Source organism: Thalassospira sp. ER-Se-21-Dark (assembly GCF_017922435.1).
Taxonomy (GTDB): domain Bacteria; phylum Pseudomonadota; class Alphaproteobacteria; order Rhodospirillales; family Thalassospiraceae; genus Thalassospira.
This window is the reverse complement of sequence record NZ_VDEZ01000004.1, coordinates 280837-299967: the sequence shown is the minus strand read 5'-3', so window position 1 is coordinate 299967 and position 19131 is coordinate 280837. Positions and strand designations below refer to the sequence as shown.

Genomic DNA, 19131 nt, shown 5'->3' with positions numbered 1-19131 from the left:
CAAACAATATTGACAAATCCTATCGCGCAAGGTTGGGCAATAAAGTTCGAAATTTCGCGAAAATTCGCGGTTTTTCCGGCATATAAAACCGTCACTTTCCGCCCGATTTGTCGCCTTTGGGAACTTCCATCACCGGTGTCATCGGATCAGACTTCAAAACCGGCCGCTCGACATCCTTCGGTTTGCGGCCAAAACGCATCTGTGATGCGGCAATCCCGCCCAGAATGACCGCCAGGGCAATCAATGCATTGGGTTGGGGCACTTCGCCCAGCACAATAAAACTGATGACCACACCAACAGCTGGCACCAGATAATTGTTAAACACAAGGAAGCTGGCCCCGGCCACCGCAATCAGTTGCAGGATCAGGAACATGGCAATGCCGGTCGGGAACATGCCGAGATACATGATGGCAAGTGCGCCTTCAGGGTCCCAGTCCATTGTCCAGGGCTGATCGATAATCAGGGTAAAGGGCATCAGCATCAAGGCGGCAAAAGTCAGGATCACGGCCGTCGATCCGATGCGCGGCTGATCACGCAGATTGCGCGCCACAAGCGATGAGATCCCATAACCGATTGCTGCAACCAGAATGGCCAACTGGAACAGGAATTCTCCCCCCAGCCCGGAAAGTGTTTCCGGCCCGACCAGCACAATCACGCCGATCGTTCCCAAAATCACGCCGACGACCTTGCCGGTCGAAAGCTTTTCATCATGGGTAAAGAAATGCGCCAAGACCACCGTGGTCAGCGGCACGGTCGACATCAGGATCGCGGCCAATCCGGCATCGACCTGTGTTTCGCCAAAACTGATCAAAAAGAACGGAATGGCATTGCCGATCAGGGCCACCATAAAGGTCGAAATCCAGGCACCACGCCCCTTGGGCAGTTCGGATTTACGAATAGCTGCGAAACACCACAGGACAAGGGCGGCAAAGGACAAACGGCCACAGGCCACCACCAGCGGCGAATAGGCATGCACGCCGATTTTGATGAAGGTGAACGAACTTCCCCACATCAAGGCCAGCAGCAACAGCAAGCCGTATTCACGAATTCCCGGACGTTTCATTTTATTAGCCCATTTTTGCCATACTTATTGGGCCTTATCGCGGTGACGAACAGACCAGATCAAGCGTTAAGACCCATACGCTTTTTAATCAAGGAAATACCTTTTCACAGATTTTGCCCCAATAACAGCACGCTGCAGGCCGCTGAATGCAGTTTGCGAAATTCTCGCATAGATGCCCTGCCTTAAGGCAGATCAAAGCGTTTCAGAGACAAAAATGAAAAAAAGTCACCATCGACACAGAATAGTTATTGCGAATGACTTGCAATTGCATTACATTACGCATAACAAAAAAATCGGGATATGAGATGATGAGTTATGTTGATCAGGAATTGACGGTCGAAGACATGCTTGCCGACCCGATCGTTCAGACATTAATGCGCTATGACGGCGTCTCTGCCAGTGATGTTCGTCACACGATTGAGCAGGTAAATCAGAATCGGCCGGAAAATCCGGTCGAGGACGCACATGCCGATGCATGGGCCACGACCAACCCTGTCAAACCAGGGCTACACAACACGGCGGCGTAACGCACCGGTTCACCTTGGCGGGTACTATCGGGCGTTCAACGCCCAGTCATATTCATAGTCGGCGACATCAAGTTCCGTGATACCGCCCAGAGCTTTCGTCAGCTCCGACCCGGCGAATTTTCTCAGATGCGCGATGAATTCCGCATCACTTTTCCCGAAATCATCCCGATACCAGTCATACAGGCTTGAAAGCACAAGGCCGCCATCGGCATTGATACGCACCGCGCGTGGATGGTTGATGAAATCACGCGCCGCCTGATCCAGCTGCGCTTCAAGCTTGTCCGCGTCAAAGGCCTCCGGCGCCAATGCCGGGCAACCAATCGACGCACAATTGACCACATAATGAATGCGCGCATCGCGCCAGATCGGTCGCAATATGCGATGTTCGATATCATCAAGGCTAAGCGTCCTGCCCTCGACCGTGATCAGTTTCTTGCCCCATGGGCCAGATGAAAATAACCCAGGCGAGATGTCGATATCGCGGATGCTATCGACCGGATAATGGTCCAGAACCACCTTAACGGTCAGCGCATTATACAGGTTCACCCAATAGGCAAATTGTTGATCGCGGTTAAGCGCATCGACGTTGATCTTGGTCATGGCATCGACATAGCCCGCGACCATCTCCGTCCCGCCATCCCGACTGGCGGCTGCATAATCAAAACTGGTCACACCGGGCGCATGTTGGGTGACATAGCGATCCAGCACCGCCTGCCAATCGCCATGGTCAATCTCGACCGTACTGCCCGGATCATGCGCCTGCCAATCCGGCCATAAATCGGCATCCGGCGCAGCCTGCAAGTGGCGCACAGGCACAACAACCGCGACAGCAATCAGCAAAAAGGACAGGGCAACACTCAACGCACGCATGATCACCAAACCAGATTTCAACAGATTTGATCCCACCTTAACCGGTGCGGGCAAAACCGGCGCATCAAACCGGCGTGATCTCTGTCATAACGCCCTGTCATCCCCTTGATCGGCTTATATACATTTAACCCCAAGCTGGGCTATACTGGGCGTCATGATACAGGCAGGTGCAATACAGGTTATCCCCGGCAGTGGCGGGCAACTTGGCCAGATTATTGCCACACGCGCCCTGCTCGGCTCCGGGAGCCAACCGCCAACCAACGGGTCGGGCGGAACGCTCACGTCTGCGCCGCAAACATTACCAGCCGCCGTTGCGCTTGTCCCGCTTTCCAGCACCATCGCTGCTGCCACACAAGCCCCGGCAAACGGCCCTTCGGCACGGACAGATCAAACAAACCCATCGCAATCCTCCAATACGGGCGAGCGCCAAGCGGCACCGCCACCTTCGCCTACGCCTGCGCAAACCGCACCGGTCAACAGTGCGGCCTCGGTGGTGACCATCATTCAACAGCTTGATCCGCGCGATATTCATGGTGCTGCACCGGACGATGCGAATACCCAAAGCCCGACACAGCGCCAGCAGGAAGAACGCGAAGCCACCCCGGAAAATGCGCGCCAACCCACCTCAAACCCGGCCCTCCTGACCGCGTCGGAACGTGAGATTGTGCGCGAACTAAGTGCCCGCGATGCGATTGTCCGGACAGAGGAAGAAAGCCACCAAACCCTCGCCGGGGCCAATGCCGGCATGATCAGCTACAGCTATACCGCAGGCCCCGACGGGCGGCTTTATGCCACCGGCGGCAAAGTCAGCATCCGCCCCATTCAGGGACTTGATGGTGTGGCGGCGATTGCCAATCAGGCCGCCATTTCACGTGCGGCATCGGTGCCCGGAAGTTCGGCGGCTGATTTCAATGTCGCCAAGGGCGCATCAAAGAACATCTCGGCGATGATCGCCTCGCAGGCCAGTGCGGCGGCAGAAAGCTATCGCATGGCCCTTGGCCTAAATGCAGCGCCGGGCAAAATTGACCTCAGCGGTTAGCATCCGCGCCGCCCGGAATGAAGATAGCCCAACAAAAAAGCGGCCCACTCGGAGCCGCTTTTGCTTTGTCTGTCACCGAAATCAGTCAGCGTAATGCCAGAACACGTCAAAGCCCGGATTAAACACCGTCACCGGGCCTTCGCCGGTTTCGATCTTCTCCGCGAACTTGGCCGGCTCGCTGCGTTTTTCCAGCGTGATCTGATCACCATTGATTGGCAGGCCGTAATATTGCGGGCCATGGATCGAGGCAAAGCCTTCAAGCTTATCAAGCGCCCCTTCTTCCTCAAACACGTGCGCCAGAAGCTGCACGGTGTTGTTGGCGGTAAAGATCCCGGCACAGCCGCACGGGCTTTCCTTGCGCTCGTCGGTATGCGGCGCTGAGTCTGTTCCAAGGAAGAAACGCACATTACCCGACGTCGCCGCCGCACGCAGCGCCAAACGATGCTTTTCACGCTTGGCAACCGGCAGGCAATACATATGCGGATGAATGCCGCCAACCAGAATGGCATTGCGGTTAATGATCAGATGGTGCGTCGTGATCGTAGCACCAAGGTTGTTGTCATTGGCTTTGACATAATCGACACCGTCTTCGGTCGTGATGTGCTCCATCACCACGCGCAGTTCCGGCAGACGCTTGCGCAGCGGATCGAGAACCCGGTCGATAAACACCGCTTCACGGTCAAAAATATCAATGTCGGGATCGGTGACTTCGCCGTGTACACATAGCGGAATGCCAAGCTCTGCCATACGCTCCAGCGCTGGCATGGCATTATCGAAATTGCGCACACCACTGTCCGAATTCGTAGTCGCCCCGGCCGGATAAAGCTTGAGTGCCGTGATCACACCGGCCTTGTAACCTTCCTCGATATCATCGGGATTGCTGCCCTCGGTCAGATAAAGCGTCATCAGCGGGGTAAAATCATGGCCTGACGGGATGGCGGCGGTAATCCGGTCGCGATATGCCACGGCATCGGCCGTCTTGACCACCGGCGGTACCAGATTGGGCATGATGATCGCGCGGGCAAAATGTTCGGACGTCTCGCCAATCACACCTTTCAACATCTCGCCATCTCGCAAATGCAAATGCCAGTCATCGGGACGGCGAAGGGTAATGCGATTGGTCGACATAGGGCGATCTCCTGGCAAGCAATGAACCCGTTGGGGAAATATGGAGCGTTACCTAGCAGATTAGGTGCTTTTATGGAATTATGTAGTTTAATTAGTTTGCGCTCAGAAAATTAGTGAGGGTCTGCCTTGCACCTGAATTGCATCATATTTCTCTTCATCAAAGTGCCTATATTGAGCTTATTTCTATTTGGTGTTTGGGGATTTTTGACCTTGTATGGATGCGTATTGATGAACCAGCTTGAGATTTGGCAAAGCCTGATAGGTTCTGTAATCGGTGTTTTGGTTGCCTACCTGCTATTCACAAAACAAAGGATAATTGACCAACGAAGATTAAAGAACACGATGCGCGCGAAATTCCAACCCTCAATAGATATAGCGAATACGGTAGAAAAAAGCATCGCTGATATCTCTGAAAAAGTTAAGACTTTAACCACGGAAACATACGATTTCTACCATTCAAACAAACCTACTCCGCATATTTTCCATGTACATTTCGACGAAATATTTGAGCAGATAGGTTCTGAAATAACAACCACTCAACATAGATTGAACTTCTTAAATGAAAGCAATCATCAGGAATGCAACGTGCATTTTTATGAAGCAAAATATGCGCTACAGCATTTATTGAGTGAATTATCGTCGATTTTCGCTTCCACAAAACGTATGTACGTATCATCGGGCGGCTTGAATTCTACCATTATCTCTAAACATCATACTGTTTGCCAAAATTTGCGCAGACTTACACTACCAATTTTCAACAACAGGACTCAATTTGCGAAAATGAAGAAATCACTAGAAAACGCGATTGAAACGTCTTCTCAATAGATAAGTCGCCAATACAGTCCTTTCAGGTTAAGCCTACCAACAACAGACCGAACTACTATTTACATTTGATTTCATAATAAGTGCGCGAAAAAGGGGACAGGTTTGTTTTTCTGCCCCATCATGGCCGCCACCTTTTCTACATGCTCTTTAGACACTTCTGTCAGGCCAGTGAAAGCACGGGTCCCTCAAGCAGGTCCATCAAATCCCCAAAATATCCGCCTGATCGTGCGGGCGAGGTCGGATCAGAGGTGATGGCTACCGCCAGGTTCTTTTCCGGATGGGCCGCAATGATCTGACCGCCATAGCCGCGTGCGATAATGAAACCGCTACGGCTCAGGAACCAGCCATAACCATACGCGAGCCCCGAATATGGTGATCGGGTGTGGGGTTGGGTTGACTGGTCTATCCAGTCCGCTGGAATGATCTGGTCGCCATTGAACCTGCCTTGATCCCGCATGAGGGTCGCGATGCGCAACATCCCGCGCGGGGTCATCGCCATCTGATTCCCGCCGAAATAATAGCCTTGCGGATCGCGTGTCCAAGCTGGAATTTCAATACCGAGCGGCTGACCAAGGACATCGCGCGCCTGCGCGAGCAGGCTTTTCCCGGTCGCAACCGCAAGCACCGCACCAAGGACATGCGTGGTGCCGGTGGAATAGATCATCCGCCTGCCCGGCGTGGCGACCATGGGGCGGCGCAGCGCAAAGGAAACCCAGTTATCGGAATTGACCCAAGCGCCGTAATTGCGCCCTGATGTGCTTTCAAGCCCGGCCCGGAGCGTCACCAGATCTTCGATGGTCAGGTCTTCCACACCGGGGGTGGCGTTCGACGGAATGATAGACGGTGCGATTTCGCCGATGGTGGCGTCGACCGAGGAGATCGCTCCTTGCGCAATCGCGTTACCGGTCAGCAGACCGATGATGCTTTTCGAGCAGGACTTGATGTTCGCAACCCGATCCAAACCCAGCCCGCGCGGTGCTTCGGCAACAATAATCTCGTCACCGCGCTGGACCATGATTGCGTGAAGCTGGGACATGTCAGCAATTCGCGAACGGATATTGGTCGGCGTCTGAGCAAAGGCCCGGCCCATAGCGGGAGTGGCCATCGCGCCCAGAAGGGTCACTGAGAAGGCACGGCGGGTCAGCATCGGAAGTGGTCTTTTGCCCGGCATATCCATCAGTCCTTGAAGGTCGGGGTCATATGCGCACTAAACCTATACGCAGTCCATGTGACCGCGGACCGCAACGCACAACCTTCCAGTCAATCGAGCCGGAAGATGCGTCCCTTATTCGGAATTATTTCGTCAGGAATGTGACATCAGACCACAATCAGACAAGCCTAGACATTAACCGCAATGTCCGAAAACGCTTCCCCAGCCAACCTTTGCACAAACGCCTGCTCCAGCCCCTGCTCAAACCCGCGCGTGTAGCCTTCGGTATCAAACAGAGGTTGGGTTAGGCGATTTGCGTCAAGCTTGGTGCGCAGATCTGCCAGCATGTCGGGGTTTTGCGCGAGCTTGAGAATGAGCTCCTCATAGGCCTCGGGCGTTTCGGCGGTCAGTTCCGGCAGGCCGATAACCGACAGCAGGCTGGCGGCAACGCGGGCGGCGAACTGTTTTCCGGCCAGTGTCACCACCGGCAATCCGGCCCAGAGCGCGTCACTGGCGGTCGTGTGTGCATTGACATTAAAGGTATCGATAAACAGGTCGGCATGGCGCAAGCGCGCGAGATGCTCGGACTGCGGCATGTAACCGGCAAAGATCAGACGGTCACCCGAAACCCCATGCTTTTCCGCACTCTCGCGCAGGTTGGTCTTGGCGACATCATCATTGCACCAAAGCCAGAGCACACTGCCTTCAACCTTCTTCATCACCCGCATCCAGATGGCAAATTCGGCTGGCATGATTTTGTAGTTGTTGTTCAGACAACAGAACACAAAACCATCTTCGGGCAGGCCAAGCTCGGCGCGCGTCATCGGCTTGTTCGAGATGTCGCGCGTATTGTCATTGGGCTGATAGCACCCCGGCAGATAAATGATCTTCTCGTGATAACCGCTGCGCTGTTCGGGCGGAATGACGACCGGGTCAGCGATGATATAATCGATGAAATCTGCGCCAAGCGTACCGGGATAGCCAAGGTAGCTGATCTGCAACGGTGCCACGCGTTTGGCAAACGGTTCCAGACGGCTGTTGCGGGTATAGCCCTTGAGGTCGATTGCGATATCAAGGTTCTGTTCGCGGGCAAATGCGACCAGAACGCCATCCGACATTTCCTGCACATCAAAGAACTGGTCAACATTCTCCAACATCTGATCGCGTTGTGCGCCATCCGTGGTATGGCCATAGCTGAACGCAAAGATCTCGAATTTCGACCTGTCATGATGGCGCAGAATGCCGGCCATCAGGAACATGGTGGCGTGATCATGAAAATCGGCCGAGAAATAGCCCAACCGGATTTTGCGCCCGTCCGCCGGGGTTGGCTGGATCGTGGATACCGGGGCGGCGGCCGAGAAGTGGCTTTGTGCCCAGTTGCGCGACCGGGCCAGTTGATGGGCCGGGTTATCCTCAAACGGCAGCAACGGGAATGGCAAGGCAGCCTCGCCCGTGACGCCAAGCTGTGCGCCATACTGATCAAACAGATCACACGCCCGCCAGTCACACAAACGGCTTTGTTCGCGCAATAGCTCAACAATCGCCAAAACGTAGCCCGGTTTGATGGCAAGGGCGCGTTGATACGCTTCAACCGCTTCTGGCGCAGATTTAAGCTCCGCCAAGGTTTGCCCAAGGCCGTACCAGGCTTCAGCCAGTTTCGGCTGCAGCTTGAGCGTCTTGAAATATTGCTGTTTGGCGTCTTCAAGCTGGTCGCGTTCGCGGAGCGTGTTGGCAAGGTTATAATGCGCGTCAGCATAATCTGCCTTGCGCGCAATTGCATTGATATAGCAGCCTTGGGCTTCTTCAAGCTTGCCGCTACTTTTAAGGATGTTACCCAGATTGTTATGCGCCTCGGCAAATTCGGGGGCGCTCGCAATCACCGCGCGATAGCATTCCTCTGCCTCGGCCAACTTGCCAAGACGTTCCAGAATGACGCCAAGGTTGCTTTTGGCCGCAACCATGCCCGGCTGCAGGCGCACGACCTGTCGCAAGGCCTGCTCGGCATCGTCAAGCAGGTTCAGATTGCTGCTGACCGCAGCACGGAAGTTCCACAGCTTGGCAGAATTGCCATACTGGCTCAAAAGCTGCCCGGTCATGGCATGCACATCTTGCAAACGACCGGCCTGATAGGCTTGCGAAAGTTTGGCAAACACCTCGGCCGGTGGCTCGGTAGTACCGGACGCAGCACCCTTTGAAGGGGCAGCTACCTTCACAGGGCCGCTGAGTTCGGCAAGGGCCGTTTTGACGCGTTCGTTTTTGGGATAATCGGCAAGGACGGCTTCATAAAGGGCGCGCGCCTCGGCCATTTCGCCTTTGCGCATATGCGCCTTTGCGCGCTTCATTGCCTGATCAACTTTGAGCTTCGCCATGCCGCCCCATATCGCCCCGAACATTGATATTTTCGGGCAGTCTAGTCGATCACCCGTCAAAGGCAACCGGGGCTGCGGCAAAAAGGTGCGCAAAAGACAAAAGGCCAGGCATTTCTGCCTGACCTTTTCACAAATGGGGCGAGTGATGGGACTTGAACCCACGGCCCCCAGTGCCACAAACTGGTGCTCTAACCACCTGAGCTACACCCGCCATCGTGTGGCGCGGTTTATATGGCCCGAGGCCCCCAACGTCAAGCGCATATTTTCAATTTTTTAGCCCGATTTCCGCCAAGTTGTTCAAAGCACCGATTTTTGCGGGCTTGAGCAATCCTGATCGGGATTCTGTGTCCTTTCCTATCCGTAAATTGGGCACCCCACCCGTCTGAACATCTTGCATCCATGCTCACATGGCTTAATTAATCTGGTCCAATAACAGGCTATTGCCACAAATGCAGGTTACCAAGACACCATATATAAAGGGTTGCTTGCCTGCCTTGGCATGGAAACGGCCAAATAATAGAAAAACAGACGGAGTATCGGAATGAAGTGGGGCATCCTTAGCACCGCCAAGATCGGCACGGAAAAGGTCATCCCGGCCATGCAGGAAAGCGATCAGCTTGAAATCCTGGCGATTGCCGGTCGTGATCTTGAAAAGACCCGTGAGGTCGCTGAAAACATGCGCATTCCGCGCGCCTATGGTTCGTATGAAGAACTGCTGGCTGATCCGTCAATCGAGGCGATCTACAATCCCCTGCCCAACCATTTGCATGTCGAATGGACGATCAAGGCACTTGAGGCCGGAAAGCATGTATTGTGTGAAAAACCGATCGGCCTTGATACCGAAGATGCCAAGCGGCTGATTAGCGCCCGCGACAAAAGCGGCAAGCAGGTGCTTGAGGCCTTTATGGTCCGCCATCATCCGCAATGGCTGGAAGCCCGCAAGATCGTCGAAAGCGGTCAGATCGGCACACTTACCACGGTGCAAAGCATCTTCACCTATTTCAATGCCGATCCGAACAATGTCCGCAATAAAAAGGACATTGGCGGCGGCGGATTGCTTGATATCGGCTGCTATTGCATTGTGGGCCCGCGCTTTATCACCGGCAAGGAGCCCGTCCGCGTGGTGTCGCTGATGGACAAGGACCCAAAATTCGGTACCGACCGTTTGGTATCTGGCATGCTTGATTTCGGATCCGGCCTGCAGGCGAGCTTTGTGTGTGGCACCCAGTCGGCCGCCGTACAGCGTGTGCATATCCTTGGCACCGAAGGCCGGATTGAGATCCTGATGCCCTTTAATGCTGTGCCGGAAAACGAAGCGGTCATTCGCGTTGCCGGTCAGAAACAGCCGGGCTTTGACGACGCGCGCGAAATCAAATTCCCGGTCTGCAACCAGTACACCCTGCAGGGTGAAGCCGCGACTAAGATCTTTGCCGGCGAAAGCCCGGTCGATTATCCGATTGAAGACGCAATTGCCAATATGCAGATTTTGGATGCGTTTGCCCGCTCTGCCAAAACCGGCAGCTGGGAAATGGTCAAATCCTGATCAACGTATTGCCGATACTCAACTGCACAAAAGCCGGGGAAACCCGGCTTTTTCTTTGGCCAATCACGCGCCGGCAAACAGGGCTGATTTGGCCTTAAGCCTCGGAAACATAAAGTCATTGAAGGCCCGAACGCGCGGCACAGCTTTAAGATCGCGGTGCATCAGCATCCAAAGATCATTATCAAGCCCGTCAATCGCGTCACCAAGGATCGCGATATTGTCAAATGCCCCGGCAAGAAACACCGGCAGTACCGCATAACCCGCCCCGGCATTGACCAGCCGCGCCACATTCAAAAGTGAATTGCTGCGCATCGTGACATGCTGATCGTGAAAATGTTTGTCACGCCACCGGGCGGCCTTGATATGGGCAAGGCTTTCATCGCAGGTGATCCACGGCCCATCACCGTCCTTGGGATCACCCATACCCTTTGCCGCACAAACCACCGACCGGATCGGAGCAATTTGCCGCCCAACCAGATTTTCATTCGGCGCATTGCTGGGCCGGATGGCGATATCGGCATCATGGCGGTTGAGATCATAAAACCGGTTATCGGTCACGACCTGCACAGTGATTTCGGGATAGGCCTGCGCAAACGCCGCAAGATCATCTGCCAGCACGGCGTGAAGCAACGTATCGGTCGTGGTCAGGCGCACCGTGCCTGACGGGCGGATATCCTGTCCGGCCAGCGTTCGGGCAAGCACGGCCATTTCGGCTTCAAGCTTTTCGGCGGTTTCGATGGCCGCCAAGCCCGCTGGCGTTGGTTGATAATCACCCTGCTGCCGCTCAAACAGCTTGGCACCGATGCGACTTTCAATATCAGCCATGCGGCGAAACAACGTGGAATGGTGAATGCCGGTTTGTCTGGCCGCCTGCGTGATGCTGCGCGCGCGCCCCACCGCCAGCACCAGTTTCAAATCATCCCATTCCAGCATGTGCAATCCTCCGAACGCGCCATCTGATTATTCGCATTATTGCACATACTAATCGATTTATCGCAAATTTACTTCGCGTAGACGCACATTAATACTGATCCCATCAACCAACGATATTCCTGATGGAGATTGGAAAATGACCAGAACCATTACCCGTGACGAGCTTAAGGCCGCCCTTGGCACCGCAAATGCCCCGACCCTGATCGAAGCGCTTCCGGCGCGGTATTATGTTGATGCCCACCTGCCCGGTGCGATCAACATTCCCCATGATGCGATTGATGAGGGCATCAAACAGATCCTGCCCGATCTGGATGCACCGATTGTTGTCTATTGCGCCAGTGGCCCGTGCAAGAATTCCGGCATAGCCCAGATGGCGCTGACCAAGCTTGGCTACAGCAATGTGCGCGATTATCACGAAGGCAAGAATGACTGGCGCGAGGCGGGCCTGCCGCTTCAGGGACAGGGCACACTTGAACAAACGGCCTGACACCATCGCCCTCGCGCAACCAAAACGGGCCGACATTTCCATGTCGGCCCGCTGTTCTTTCAAATGCCTTGTTTTGCGCCCACGGCTTACTTGGCAAAAGCCTTTTTCATGCGTGCAATCGCCTCTGCCATCTTGGCTTCGTCCTTGCAGAAGCAGAACCGCACAAAATTGCGCACACCGCCATCTTCACCCTGATAGAAGGCCGATACCGGGATGGCGACCACACCGGCTTTCTTGATCATGATCTGGCAGAACTCGACATCATCGCAATCATAGCCAAGCGGGCGGAAATCGCAGGTGATGAAATAGGTGCCTTGTGAGTCAAGGACATCAAATCCGACTTCCTTAAGCCCATTCATCAGGTAGTCACGCTTGGCCTGCATGTTGGCGGTGAAGTTTTCGAAATAGGAATCGTCCTTGTTAAGCCCATAGGCGACACCGTGCTGCAGATCGGGTGCGACGGTAAAGACTAGGAACTGATGCGCCTTCTTGATCGGCTCCATCAGCTTTGCACAAGCCGTAATATAGCCAATCTTCCAGCCGGTCAGCGAGAAGGTCTTGCCCGCCGATCCGATGCGCACGGTGCGCTCATGCATGCCCGGGAACGTCATCAATGGTTTGTGCTTGCGCCCGTCAAAGACCAGATGCTCATAAACCTCGTCACAGAGTGCAATCACATCATGCTTGATGCATAGATCGGCAATGAATTGCAGCTCGTCATCACCGTAAACCTTCGAGCACGGGTTCTGCGGCGAATTCAGCAGGATCAGCTTGGTTTTTTCCGAAAAGGCCGCCGCCAGTTCGTCACGTGGCAATTCCCAGTGCGGCGGGGTAACGCGCACCAGTTTGGGAATGCCGCCCGCCAGCTTCACCATCGGAAGGTAGCTGTCATAAAGTGGTTCGATCAGGATGACTTCATCACCGGGTGCGACCAAACCAATGATCACGTCGGCCAACCCCTCGGTCGCACCGACGGAAACCAGCACTTCTTTTTTCGGATCAACCTCGATGCCATAAAATCGCTTGTTATGGTCGGCAACGGCCTGAAGCAGTTCGGGCACACCAGCCAGCGGCGGATACTGGTTGGACAGTTCCATCGTTGCCTTGGCGGCGGCTTCTCGAATATCGGCCGGGCCATCTTCATCCGGCGCACCCTGCCCCAGATTAATGGCCTTATGTTTCTGGGCCAGTTCGTTCATCACTTCGAAGATCGTGATCCCGCCCGAAGCGAAAAGTGGATTGCCGACGAATTCGGTCATGAGGCGTCCTTTATATTATGGTCGTTCACCGGATGGTGGCCCCCGGTCGTATCATGGTCAGTCGAGTCCCGGTCATCGGGTATAATTTTTGTGCCCGACCACACCCTTGCATAGCAAATCCTGTCGCATGATGGCCCCGGAATGGCAAGCCCGGAGAGGTTTGAACCAGCCTGTCTGCCCTCTAAACAGGGCGTTTGCATATTTTTTGAACATCTTGCCTAAAACACAGTCACCAGCAAACCAGAAAATCTTAAAAATTTCATGGGTTTTGCTGGGTTTTCGCACAGAGAATCCTTAGAATGCCGTTGCCGGTGAAAACTGGCATGGTCCGTGCAATAGTCAGAGGGCGAAGCATTACGCTTTACAGAGTTCAACGCAACTCTCGCCAAAAAGCAGAGGGCGCTAATGAAAAAAATTGAAGCCATCATCAAGCCGTTCAAGCTTGACGAGGTAAAAGAGGCCCTTCAAGAGATTGGTCTCAAAGGGATTACCGTCACCGAAGCCAAAGGTTTCGGACGTCAGAAAGGTCATACGGAGCTGTATCGCGGCGCCGAGTACGTTGTGGACTTTCTGCCGAAGGTAAAGCTGGAAATCGTCGTCGAGGACACGCTGGTAGAGCGTGCGATTGAGGCAATCCAGCAAGCCGCTCATACCGGGCGTATCGGCGACGGTAAAATTTTCGTTTCCTCACTTGAGGACGCGATCCGTATTCGTACTGGTGAACGGGGTAACGACGCGATCTGATCGGTCACGCCTTTCGTTGAACACCATACGGTAACTGTTTATGAGTTTTAAAGGGTTGCATCATGTCTGACGCTGCTTCTGTACTTAATCTGATCAAAGAAAAAGGCATCCAGTTTGTCGATCTGCGCTTTACCGATACCAAAGGTAAATGGCAGCACACCGCACAGGATATCTGCACCATCGACGAAGACGTCTTTGTTGACGGCATTATGTTCGACGGTTCGTCGATCTCCGGTTGGAAAGAAATCAACGAATCCGACATGATCCTGATGCCGGATCCGTCGACCGCCGTTGTTGATCCGTTCACCGCGCAGCCGACCCTGATCCTTGTTTGTGACGTTATCGAACCGGCCACCGGCCAGGGTTACGAGCGTTGCCCGCGTTCGACCGCGAAACGCGCACTGGCATACATGAAATCCGCTGGTATCGGCGACACCGCATATTTCGGCGCAGAACCGGAATTCTTCATGTTCGACGACGTTCGTTGGAGCACCTCGCAGGAAAGCATGGCCTACGCGCTTGACTCCGAAGAAGGTCCGTACAACACCGGCACCGAATTCGAAGGCGGCAACCGCGGCCACCGTCCGGGTCCGAAGGGTGGTTACTTCCCGGTACCGCCTGTTGACTCGGCAAACGACATCCGTGCCGAAATGGTCAACTACATCAACGAAATGGGCGTGCGTTGCGAAAAGCACCACCACGAAGTTGCCCCGTCGCAGCACGAACTGGGTATCGCATTCGGCACCCTGATCGAACATGCTGACGCGGTTCAGGTTTACAAATACTGCATCCACATGGTTGCACACCAGTATGGCAAAACCGCAACCTTCATGCCGAAACCGATCTTCGGTGACAACGGCTCGGGCATGCACACCCACCAGTCGATCTGGCACGAAGGCAAACCGCTGTTTGCTGGCAATGGCTATGCTGACCTTTCTGAAACCGCTCTGTACTACATCGGCGGTATCATCAAGCACGCCAAAGCACTGAACGCTTTCACCAACCCGACGACCAACTCTTACAAGCGTCTAGTCCCGGGCTTCGAAGCACCGGTTCTGCTGGCATATTCTGCACGTAACCGTTCCGCTTCCTGCCGTATCCCGTACACCGCGTCTCCGAAAGGCAAACGCGTTGAGATCCGCTTCCCGGATGCCCTTGCCAACCCGTATCTCGCATTCTCTGCAATGCTGATGGCTGGCCTTGACGGTATCGAGAACAAGATCCACCCGGGCGAAGCAATGGACAAAAACCTCTATGACCTTCCGCCGGAAGAGCTCAAAGAAGTTCCGACCGTTTGCCGTTCGCTGCACGAAGCTCTCGACAGCCTCGACGCAGACCGCGAATTCCTGAAAAAAGGCGATGTGATGACCGACGACCTGATCGACGCATACATCGCACTGAAAATGGAAGAAGTCGTTCGTTTCGAACAGGCTCCGCACCCGGTCGAATTCGACATGTACTACAGCGGCTGATCTTCCATCCGGAAGACAATGCTTACGCGAAACGCCCGGCCAATCGGCCGGGCGTTTTTCGTTTCGCTATCCCTGCCCTAACAGTTTGCTTACCCCTTTGCCGCTAAGCTTGACCTTACCTTTCGCATCGGGATTAAATCAGCTTCATGACCAAGCCAGCATCACCATCGAGTTTCGCCGAAAAGCGCAACCGCCAAAAGGCTGACAAACTGATCCAGGCCGCGCGAAGCGCCCTTGCATCAGGCAACGCCGCGGATGCCCTTGCACGCGCGCAGCAGGCGATGTCCACCGCGCCAGGCTATGGTCCCGTCTTGATGATGATGGCGCAGATCCACCGTGCAACGGGCAATCTGAACGAAGCCGCACAGTTGCTGCAATCCGCCTGCAATTTGCCTGACAGCAAAATTGACTATTTCCGTGAACTTGCCGGCATTTTTGCCAGTGCAGGCCGGTATGATCTCGTTCAGCAAATCCTTTTTGCCGCGATCCGGAAGTTCCCAACCCATGGACAGACCTATAGCGACCTTGGCGTTTACCTTATTCAGGCAGAACACATCACCCAAGGCATCACCATCCTTGAAAAAGCTGTCAGCTTCAGTCCCGATAACTGGCAGGCATTGAACAATCTTGGGGCAGCATTGCTTAAGGTCGGGCGTGAAAAAGAAGCACTGGAATACCTGGCCCGCGCAGAAGAGATCGGCCCGGATGATCCGGAACGCCGAACAAGCAATCTGCTACAACTTGGCGAAGCAAAACGTCACATGGGCGATCTGGAAGGTGCGCAGGAATGCTTCCGGAAAGTCATTGCCCAAAACCCCAAGTCAGGGCGTGCTTGGCATGATCTGGCCGATGTCATGAAGTTCAAGCCTGACAGTCCCGAAATCAAGATGATGGTCGATATCCTGAACGATACTGACACCGTACTGCAAAAGGTTGATCGGGAGATGATCGGCTTTGCACTTGGCAAGGCCTATATCGACAGCAAAGACCCAAAGCAGGCCATCCACCATCTTGATGCCGCCAATGCGCTGCGCCGTCAGGACTTCGCCGAAAACACGCCGACGCAAAAGGCCTATGATTCCAAAATCGCCTGCGGGCGCGTCAGGGCGATTGCCGATTATTTTCCGGCGGAGCTGTTCAAAGACCTGCCGCAACACTACGACAACGGCCCATCTCATGCCTTTATCGTTGGCATGCCGCGCTGTGGCAGCACGCTGACTGAACAAATACTAGGCAGTCATCCAGAAACATTGGCAACGGGCGAGTTGCGGACATTCCCGAAAATCAAGGACCGGCTGTTTAGCACGCTTTTCCCCAGTCAGCCGGAAGACCATGATAAAATCGGCAATTCTGCGCTGCTCGCGGAACTGGCGAAATCCTATCGCGAAGAAGTCAACGCGATGTATCCGCCCACCCCGGCGACAAAGCTGATCATCGACAAGATGCTGGGGAACTTTTCCTGGGTTGGGTTGATCCTGCTTTCCGTGCCGGGTGCCAAGATCATTCATTGTCGCCGCAATCCGGTCGATACGTGTCTGTCGTGCTATTCCAAGCGGTTTGCCAATTTGCAGGTCTATACCTGCAACCAGACAGAACTTGGCGAGTTTTATCGCGCCTATGAGGACCTGATGGCGCATTGGCGCGCCGTCCTGCCAAAGGATCGGTTTATCGAGATCAATTACGAAGATCTGGTCACCAATATCGAACCCGAAGCCCGCAGGCTGATCGACTTTCTCGGCCTGCCTTGGGATGACGCGATGCTGGATTTCCACAAGACAGAGCGCTCGGTCCGGACTGCGAGTGCGGCACAGGTCCGACAGGGACTTTATCAGACCAGTGTTGAACGCTGGAAACCGTATGCACCCTATATCAAACCGCTCTTGAAAGCCCTAGGCATTAAACCCGATTGAACCAAGCGCGCTGATACTTCGTGGAAAAGAATTCGCGTCGGCTCAGTCGTCAGTATGAAGATCGGGCTCCATATCCGGGGTATAAAGGCGGTACTGCGCCTTGCCTGCCGCCTTGGCTTCGTACATTGCCTTGTCAGCACGGCGGAGTTGCTCGCTCATATCGCAATTGCCGCCATCAAACACAGCCAGCCCGATCGAGGCGGAAATATCGCAATCATGTCCTTCCCAGACAAAAGGACGGCTCATTTCGGCAAGAATGGCTTCAGCCGCCTCCGCCATTTCCTTTTCAGCGCCCTTGTTTAAGAACAACAAGGTAAACTCGTCGCCGCCAAGGCGTGCCACCTCTTCTGCACGGCGGGCTGCACGTTTCAGGCGTTTGCCGGTTTCAACCAGCACCCAGTCCCCGGCGGCGTGACCTTGTGTGTCGTTCAGTTGTTTGAAACCATCGAGATCAAGGATAAAAATCGCGGCGGGCGTATCGGTCCCGCGCAACACGGTTTCGCACTGATCAAGCTTCTGCATGAAGCGCGCACGGTTGGCCAACCGGGTCAGCTCATCATTATTGGCCTTGTTCTGCAATTCGCGCGCGGCGTGCTTTTGCTTGGTGATGTCGCTGGTCCACCACAGCACGCTTTCCTCCCCCTGGAACGACAGCGGCTCGATTGATGTTTTAAGCCAGCGCGCCTCGGGCATATCAGATCGGCGCAACCGGATCTCGACGTCCTGAAGTTCGCCCAGCGCATCCATATCCTCGAGCGATTTCTCGCGATAACGTTCGGAAAGAAGAATGGAGTCCGTTGCTTTGCTTTCGTCTTCAATTCCGAGCATTTTGGAAAATGTGCTGTTGAAGAATTTGAAAACGCCACTTTCCCGGTTGGAAATCCCGACCCCGATCGGTGCACTTTCAAGCAGACCTGTCAGACGCTGGGATGCCTCGGCGACTTCGGCCTGTGCCTTTTTAAGACTGGTCACGTCAATCAATGACCCGATGGTGCCCGCAATCGCGCCACTTGGCCCCCTGAGTGTCGAGGCGGCAAACAGGGCTATGCATTCCTTGTCGTCAATCGCAAAGGTAATCTCGTCACGTACCTGCCCCTCGGCATCACGTAAAGGTGCTTCGAGTTCACCGACGGTTTTGGCAAGTGATTTGGGCGCGAAATCCGCCATTCTCTTGCCAATTGCCGTTTCGACATCCGTGCCAAACAGTTCGGCAAAGGCACCGTTGCAGCGGGTCAGAACCCCTTCGCGGTTTTTGAGGTAAACCGGGGTTGGCAAAACATCAATGAGGTGCTGAATGAACGTCTTGTGCTCGGCCAGCGCCTTGGCAAGTTCTTGGGCGCGTCCGGCGTCACGTAACACCAGCGCAAATGTCCCGGACGGTCCGACATCGCAATGCCAGTTAAACGGCGTTTTCCCCAGACGGAAAGCCGGAAGTTCGGCATGTTTTCCCGACGAAATCGATGCAAGGGCGTTGCGAACTGCTGCTACCGCGTCGCCATCGGTAAATTCACCATTTTTGGCAAGATAGGCCAGAAGCTGTTTGACCTCTGTGCCTTTGCGCAAAACCGATTTTGCATCGCCAAGCTGCTTTTCCGCAGCCGCGTTGACGTAGACGACGGTAAGGCCATCCGGATCAAGAAAAATAAGACTGTCGCGTGACAACGCCGCAGTTGCCACAACATCCGCACTGACTGACAAGACACCCGGCGCGCTGCAAAACAGCGCTCTCCCTTTATTCGTGTTTTATGTGATGTCCCAGATCAGACCTTTTAAGACGGCCTTGTGTATTTATATGCGCAACCCATTGCATAT

16 protein-coding genes and 1 tRNA gene are annotated in these 19131 nt (G+C 54.4%); 8 read left to right on the top strand and 9 right to left on the bottom strand.

The features are described 5' to 3' along the window. Window positions 1-91: 91 nt before the first annotated feature. A complete protein-coding gene (locus FHI25_RS16715) occupies window positions 92-1063 on the bottom strand; it encodes a DMT family transporter (protein ID WP_210519682.1) in 972 nt (323 codons plus the stop codon). Between the two features lie 305 nt (window positions 1064-1368). On the opposite strand from FHI25_RS16715, the gene FHI25_RS16710 reads away from it, so the two are divergent. Then, on the top strand, window positions 1369-1590 hold the full coding sequence (locus FHI25_RS16710; RefSeq protein ID WP_157097812.1) for a hypothetical protein: 222 nt from the start codon (window positions 1369-1371) through the stop codon (window positions 1588-1590). Between the two features lie 24 nt (window positions 1591-1614). Here FHI25_RS16710 and FHI25_RS16705 read toward each other — a convergent pair whose 3' ends face one another. Beyond that, window positions 1615-2481, bottom strand: a complete 867-nt coding sequence (locus FHI25_RS16705; RefSeq protein ID WP_246879159.1) for a DUF547 domain-containing protein — start codon at window positions 2479-2481, stop codon at window positions 1615-1617. 133 nt (window positions 2482-2614) lie between these two features. On the opposite strand from FHI25_RS16705, the gene FHI25_RS16700 reads away from it, so the two are divergent. Further along, the gene (locus tag FHI25_RS16700; RefSeq protein WP_210519680.1) at window positions 2615-3499 is read left to right on the top strand and encodes a putative metalloprotease CJM1_0395 family protein; all 885 of its coding nucleotides are present in this window, start codon (window positions 2615-2617) and stop codon (window positions 3497-3499) included. Between the two features lie 81 nt (window positions 3500-3580). Here the strand turns inward: FHI25_RS16700 and pyrC are convergent, their stop codons facing one another. Then, window positions 3581-4627 (bottom strand): dihydroorotase, encoded by a 1047-nt coding sequence (pyrC, locus tag FHI25_RS16695; RefSeq protein ID WP_210519678.1) that lies wholly within the window; start codon window positions 4625-4627, stop codon window positions 3581-3583. 228 nt (window positions 4628-4855) lie between these two features. Between pyrC and FHI25_RS16690 the strand changes: the two genes are divergently transcribed. Further along, complete coding sequence (locus FHI25_RS16690; protein WP_210519676.1) at window positions 4856-5452, top strand: hypothetical protein; 597 nt, start codon at window positions 4856-4858, stop codon at window positions 5450-5452. 160 nt (window positions 5453-5612) lie between these two features. Here the strand turns inward: FHI25_RS16690 and FHI25_RS16685 are convergent, their stop codons facing one another. The 3 genes from FHI25_RS16685 to FHI25_RS16675 form a co-directional block, all read right to left on the bottom strand. Continuing rightward, the gene (locus FHI25_RS16685; protein ID WP_210519673.1) at window positions 5613-6623 is read right to left on the bottom strand and encodes a serine hydrolase; all 1011 of its coding nucleotides are present in this window, start codon (window positions 6621-6623) and stop codon (window positions 5613-5615) included. A gap of 167 nt (window positions 6624-6790) precedes the next feature. Continuing rightward, window positions 6791-8971, bottom strand: a complete 2181-nt coding sequence (locus tag FHI25_RS16680; protein WP_210519670.1) for a tetratricopeptide repeat protein — start codon at window positions 8969-8971, stop codon at window positions 6791-6793. A 134-nt stretch (window positions 8972-9105) separates the two neighbouring features. Then, a tRNA-His gene (locus tag FHI25_RS16675) sits at window positions 9106-9182 on the bottom strand. Window positions 9183-9512: 330 nt separating this feature from the next. On the opposite strand from FHI25_RS16675, the gene FHI25_RS16670 reads away from it, so the two are divergent. Next, the gene (locus tag FHI25_RS16670; protein WP_120226291.1) at window positions 9513-10514 is read left to right on the top strand and encodes a Gfo/Idh/MocA family oxidoreductase; all 1002 of its coding nucleotides are present in this window, start codon (window positions 9513-9515) and stop codon (window positions 10512-10514) included. 63 nt (window positions 10515-10577) lie between these two features. Here FHI25_RS16670 and FHI25_RS16665 read toward each other — a convergent pair whose 3' ends face one another. Further along, a complete protein-coding gene (locus FHI25_RS16665; protein WP_210519668.1) occupies window positions 10578-11447 on the bottom strand; it encodes a LysR family transcriptional regulator in 870 nt (289 codons plus the stop codon). Window positions 11448-11583: 136 nt separating this feature from the next. On the opposite strand from FHI25_RS16665, the gene FHI25_RS16660 reads away from it, so the two are divergent. Continuing rightward, window positions 11584-11934, top strand: coding sequence for a rhodanese-like domain-containing protein (locus FHI25_RS16660; RefSeq protein WP_210519665.1), 351 nt, complete (start codon window positions 11584-11586; stop codon window positions 11932-11934). Between the two features lie 86 nt (window positions 11935-12020). On the opposite strand, the gene FHI25_RS16655 is transcribed toward FHI25_RS16660, so the two are convergent. Beyond that, the gene (locus FHI25_RS16655) at window positions 12021-13193 is read right to left on the bottom strand and encodes an aminotransferase (protein ID WP_210519663.1); all 1173 of its coding nucleotides are present in this window, start codon (window positions 13191-13193) and stop codon (window positions 12021-12023) included. A gap of 405 nt (window positions 13194-13598) precedes the next feature. On the opposite strand from FHI25_RS16655, the gene FHI25_RS16650 reads away from it, so the two are divergent. The 3 genes from FHI25_RS16650 (at window position 13599) to FHI25_RS16640 (ending at window position 17319) form a co-directional block, all read left to right on the top strand. After that, the gene (locus FHI25_RS16650) at window positions 13599-13937 is read left to right on the top strand and encodes a P-II family nitrogen regulator (protein WP_007091888.1); all 339 of its coding nucleotides are present in this window, start codon (window positions 13599-13601) and stop codon (window positions 13935-13937) included. Window positions 13938-13999: 62 nt separating this feature from the next. After that, window positions 14000-15409, top strand: a complete 1410-nt coding sequence (gene glnA / locus FHI25_RS16645; RefSeq protein WP_008890688.1) for a type I glutamate--ammonia ligase — start codon at window positions 14000-14002, stop codon at window positions 15407-15409. 146 nt (window positions 15410-15555) lie between these two features. Beyond that, entirely contained in the window at window positions 15556-17319 is a 1764-nt protein-coding gene (locus FHI25_RS16640) for a sulfotransferase (RefSeq protein WP_210519661.1), read from the top strand. Window positions 17320-17361: 42 nt separating this feature from the next. Here FHI25_RS16640 and FHI25_RS16635 read toward each other — a convergent pair whose 3' ends face one another. Further along, window positions 17362-19017 carry a sensor domain-containing diguanylate cyclase gene (locus FHI25_RS16635; protein ID WP_246879158.1) on the bottom strand — a complete coding sequence of 552 codons (1656 nt, stop codon included), beginning with the start codon at window positions 19015-19017 and terminating at the stop codon, window positions 17362-17364. Window positions 19018-19131: the final 114 nt, after the last annotated feature.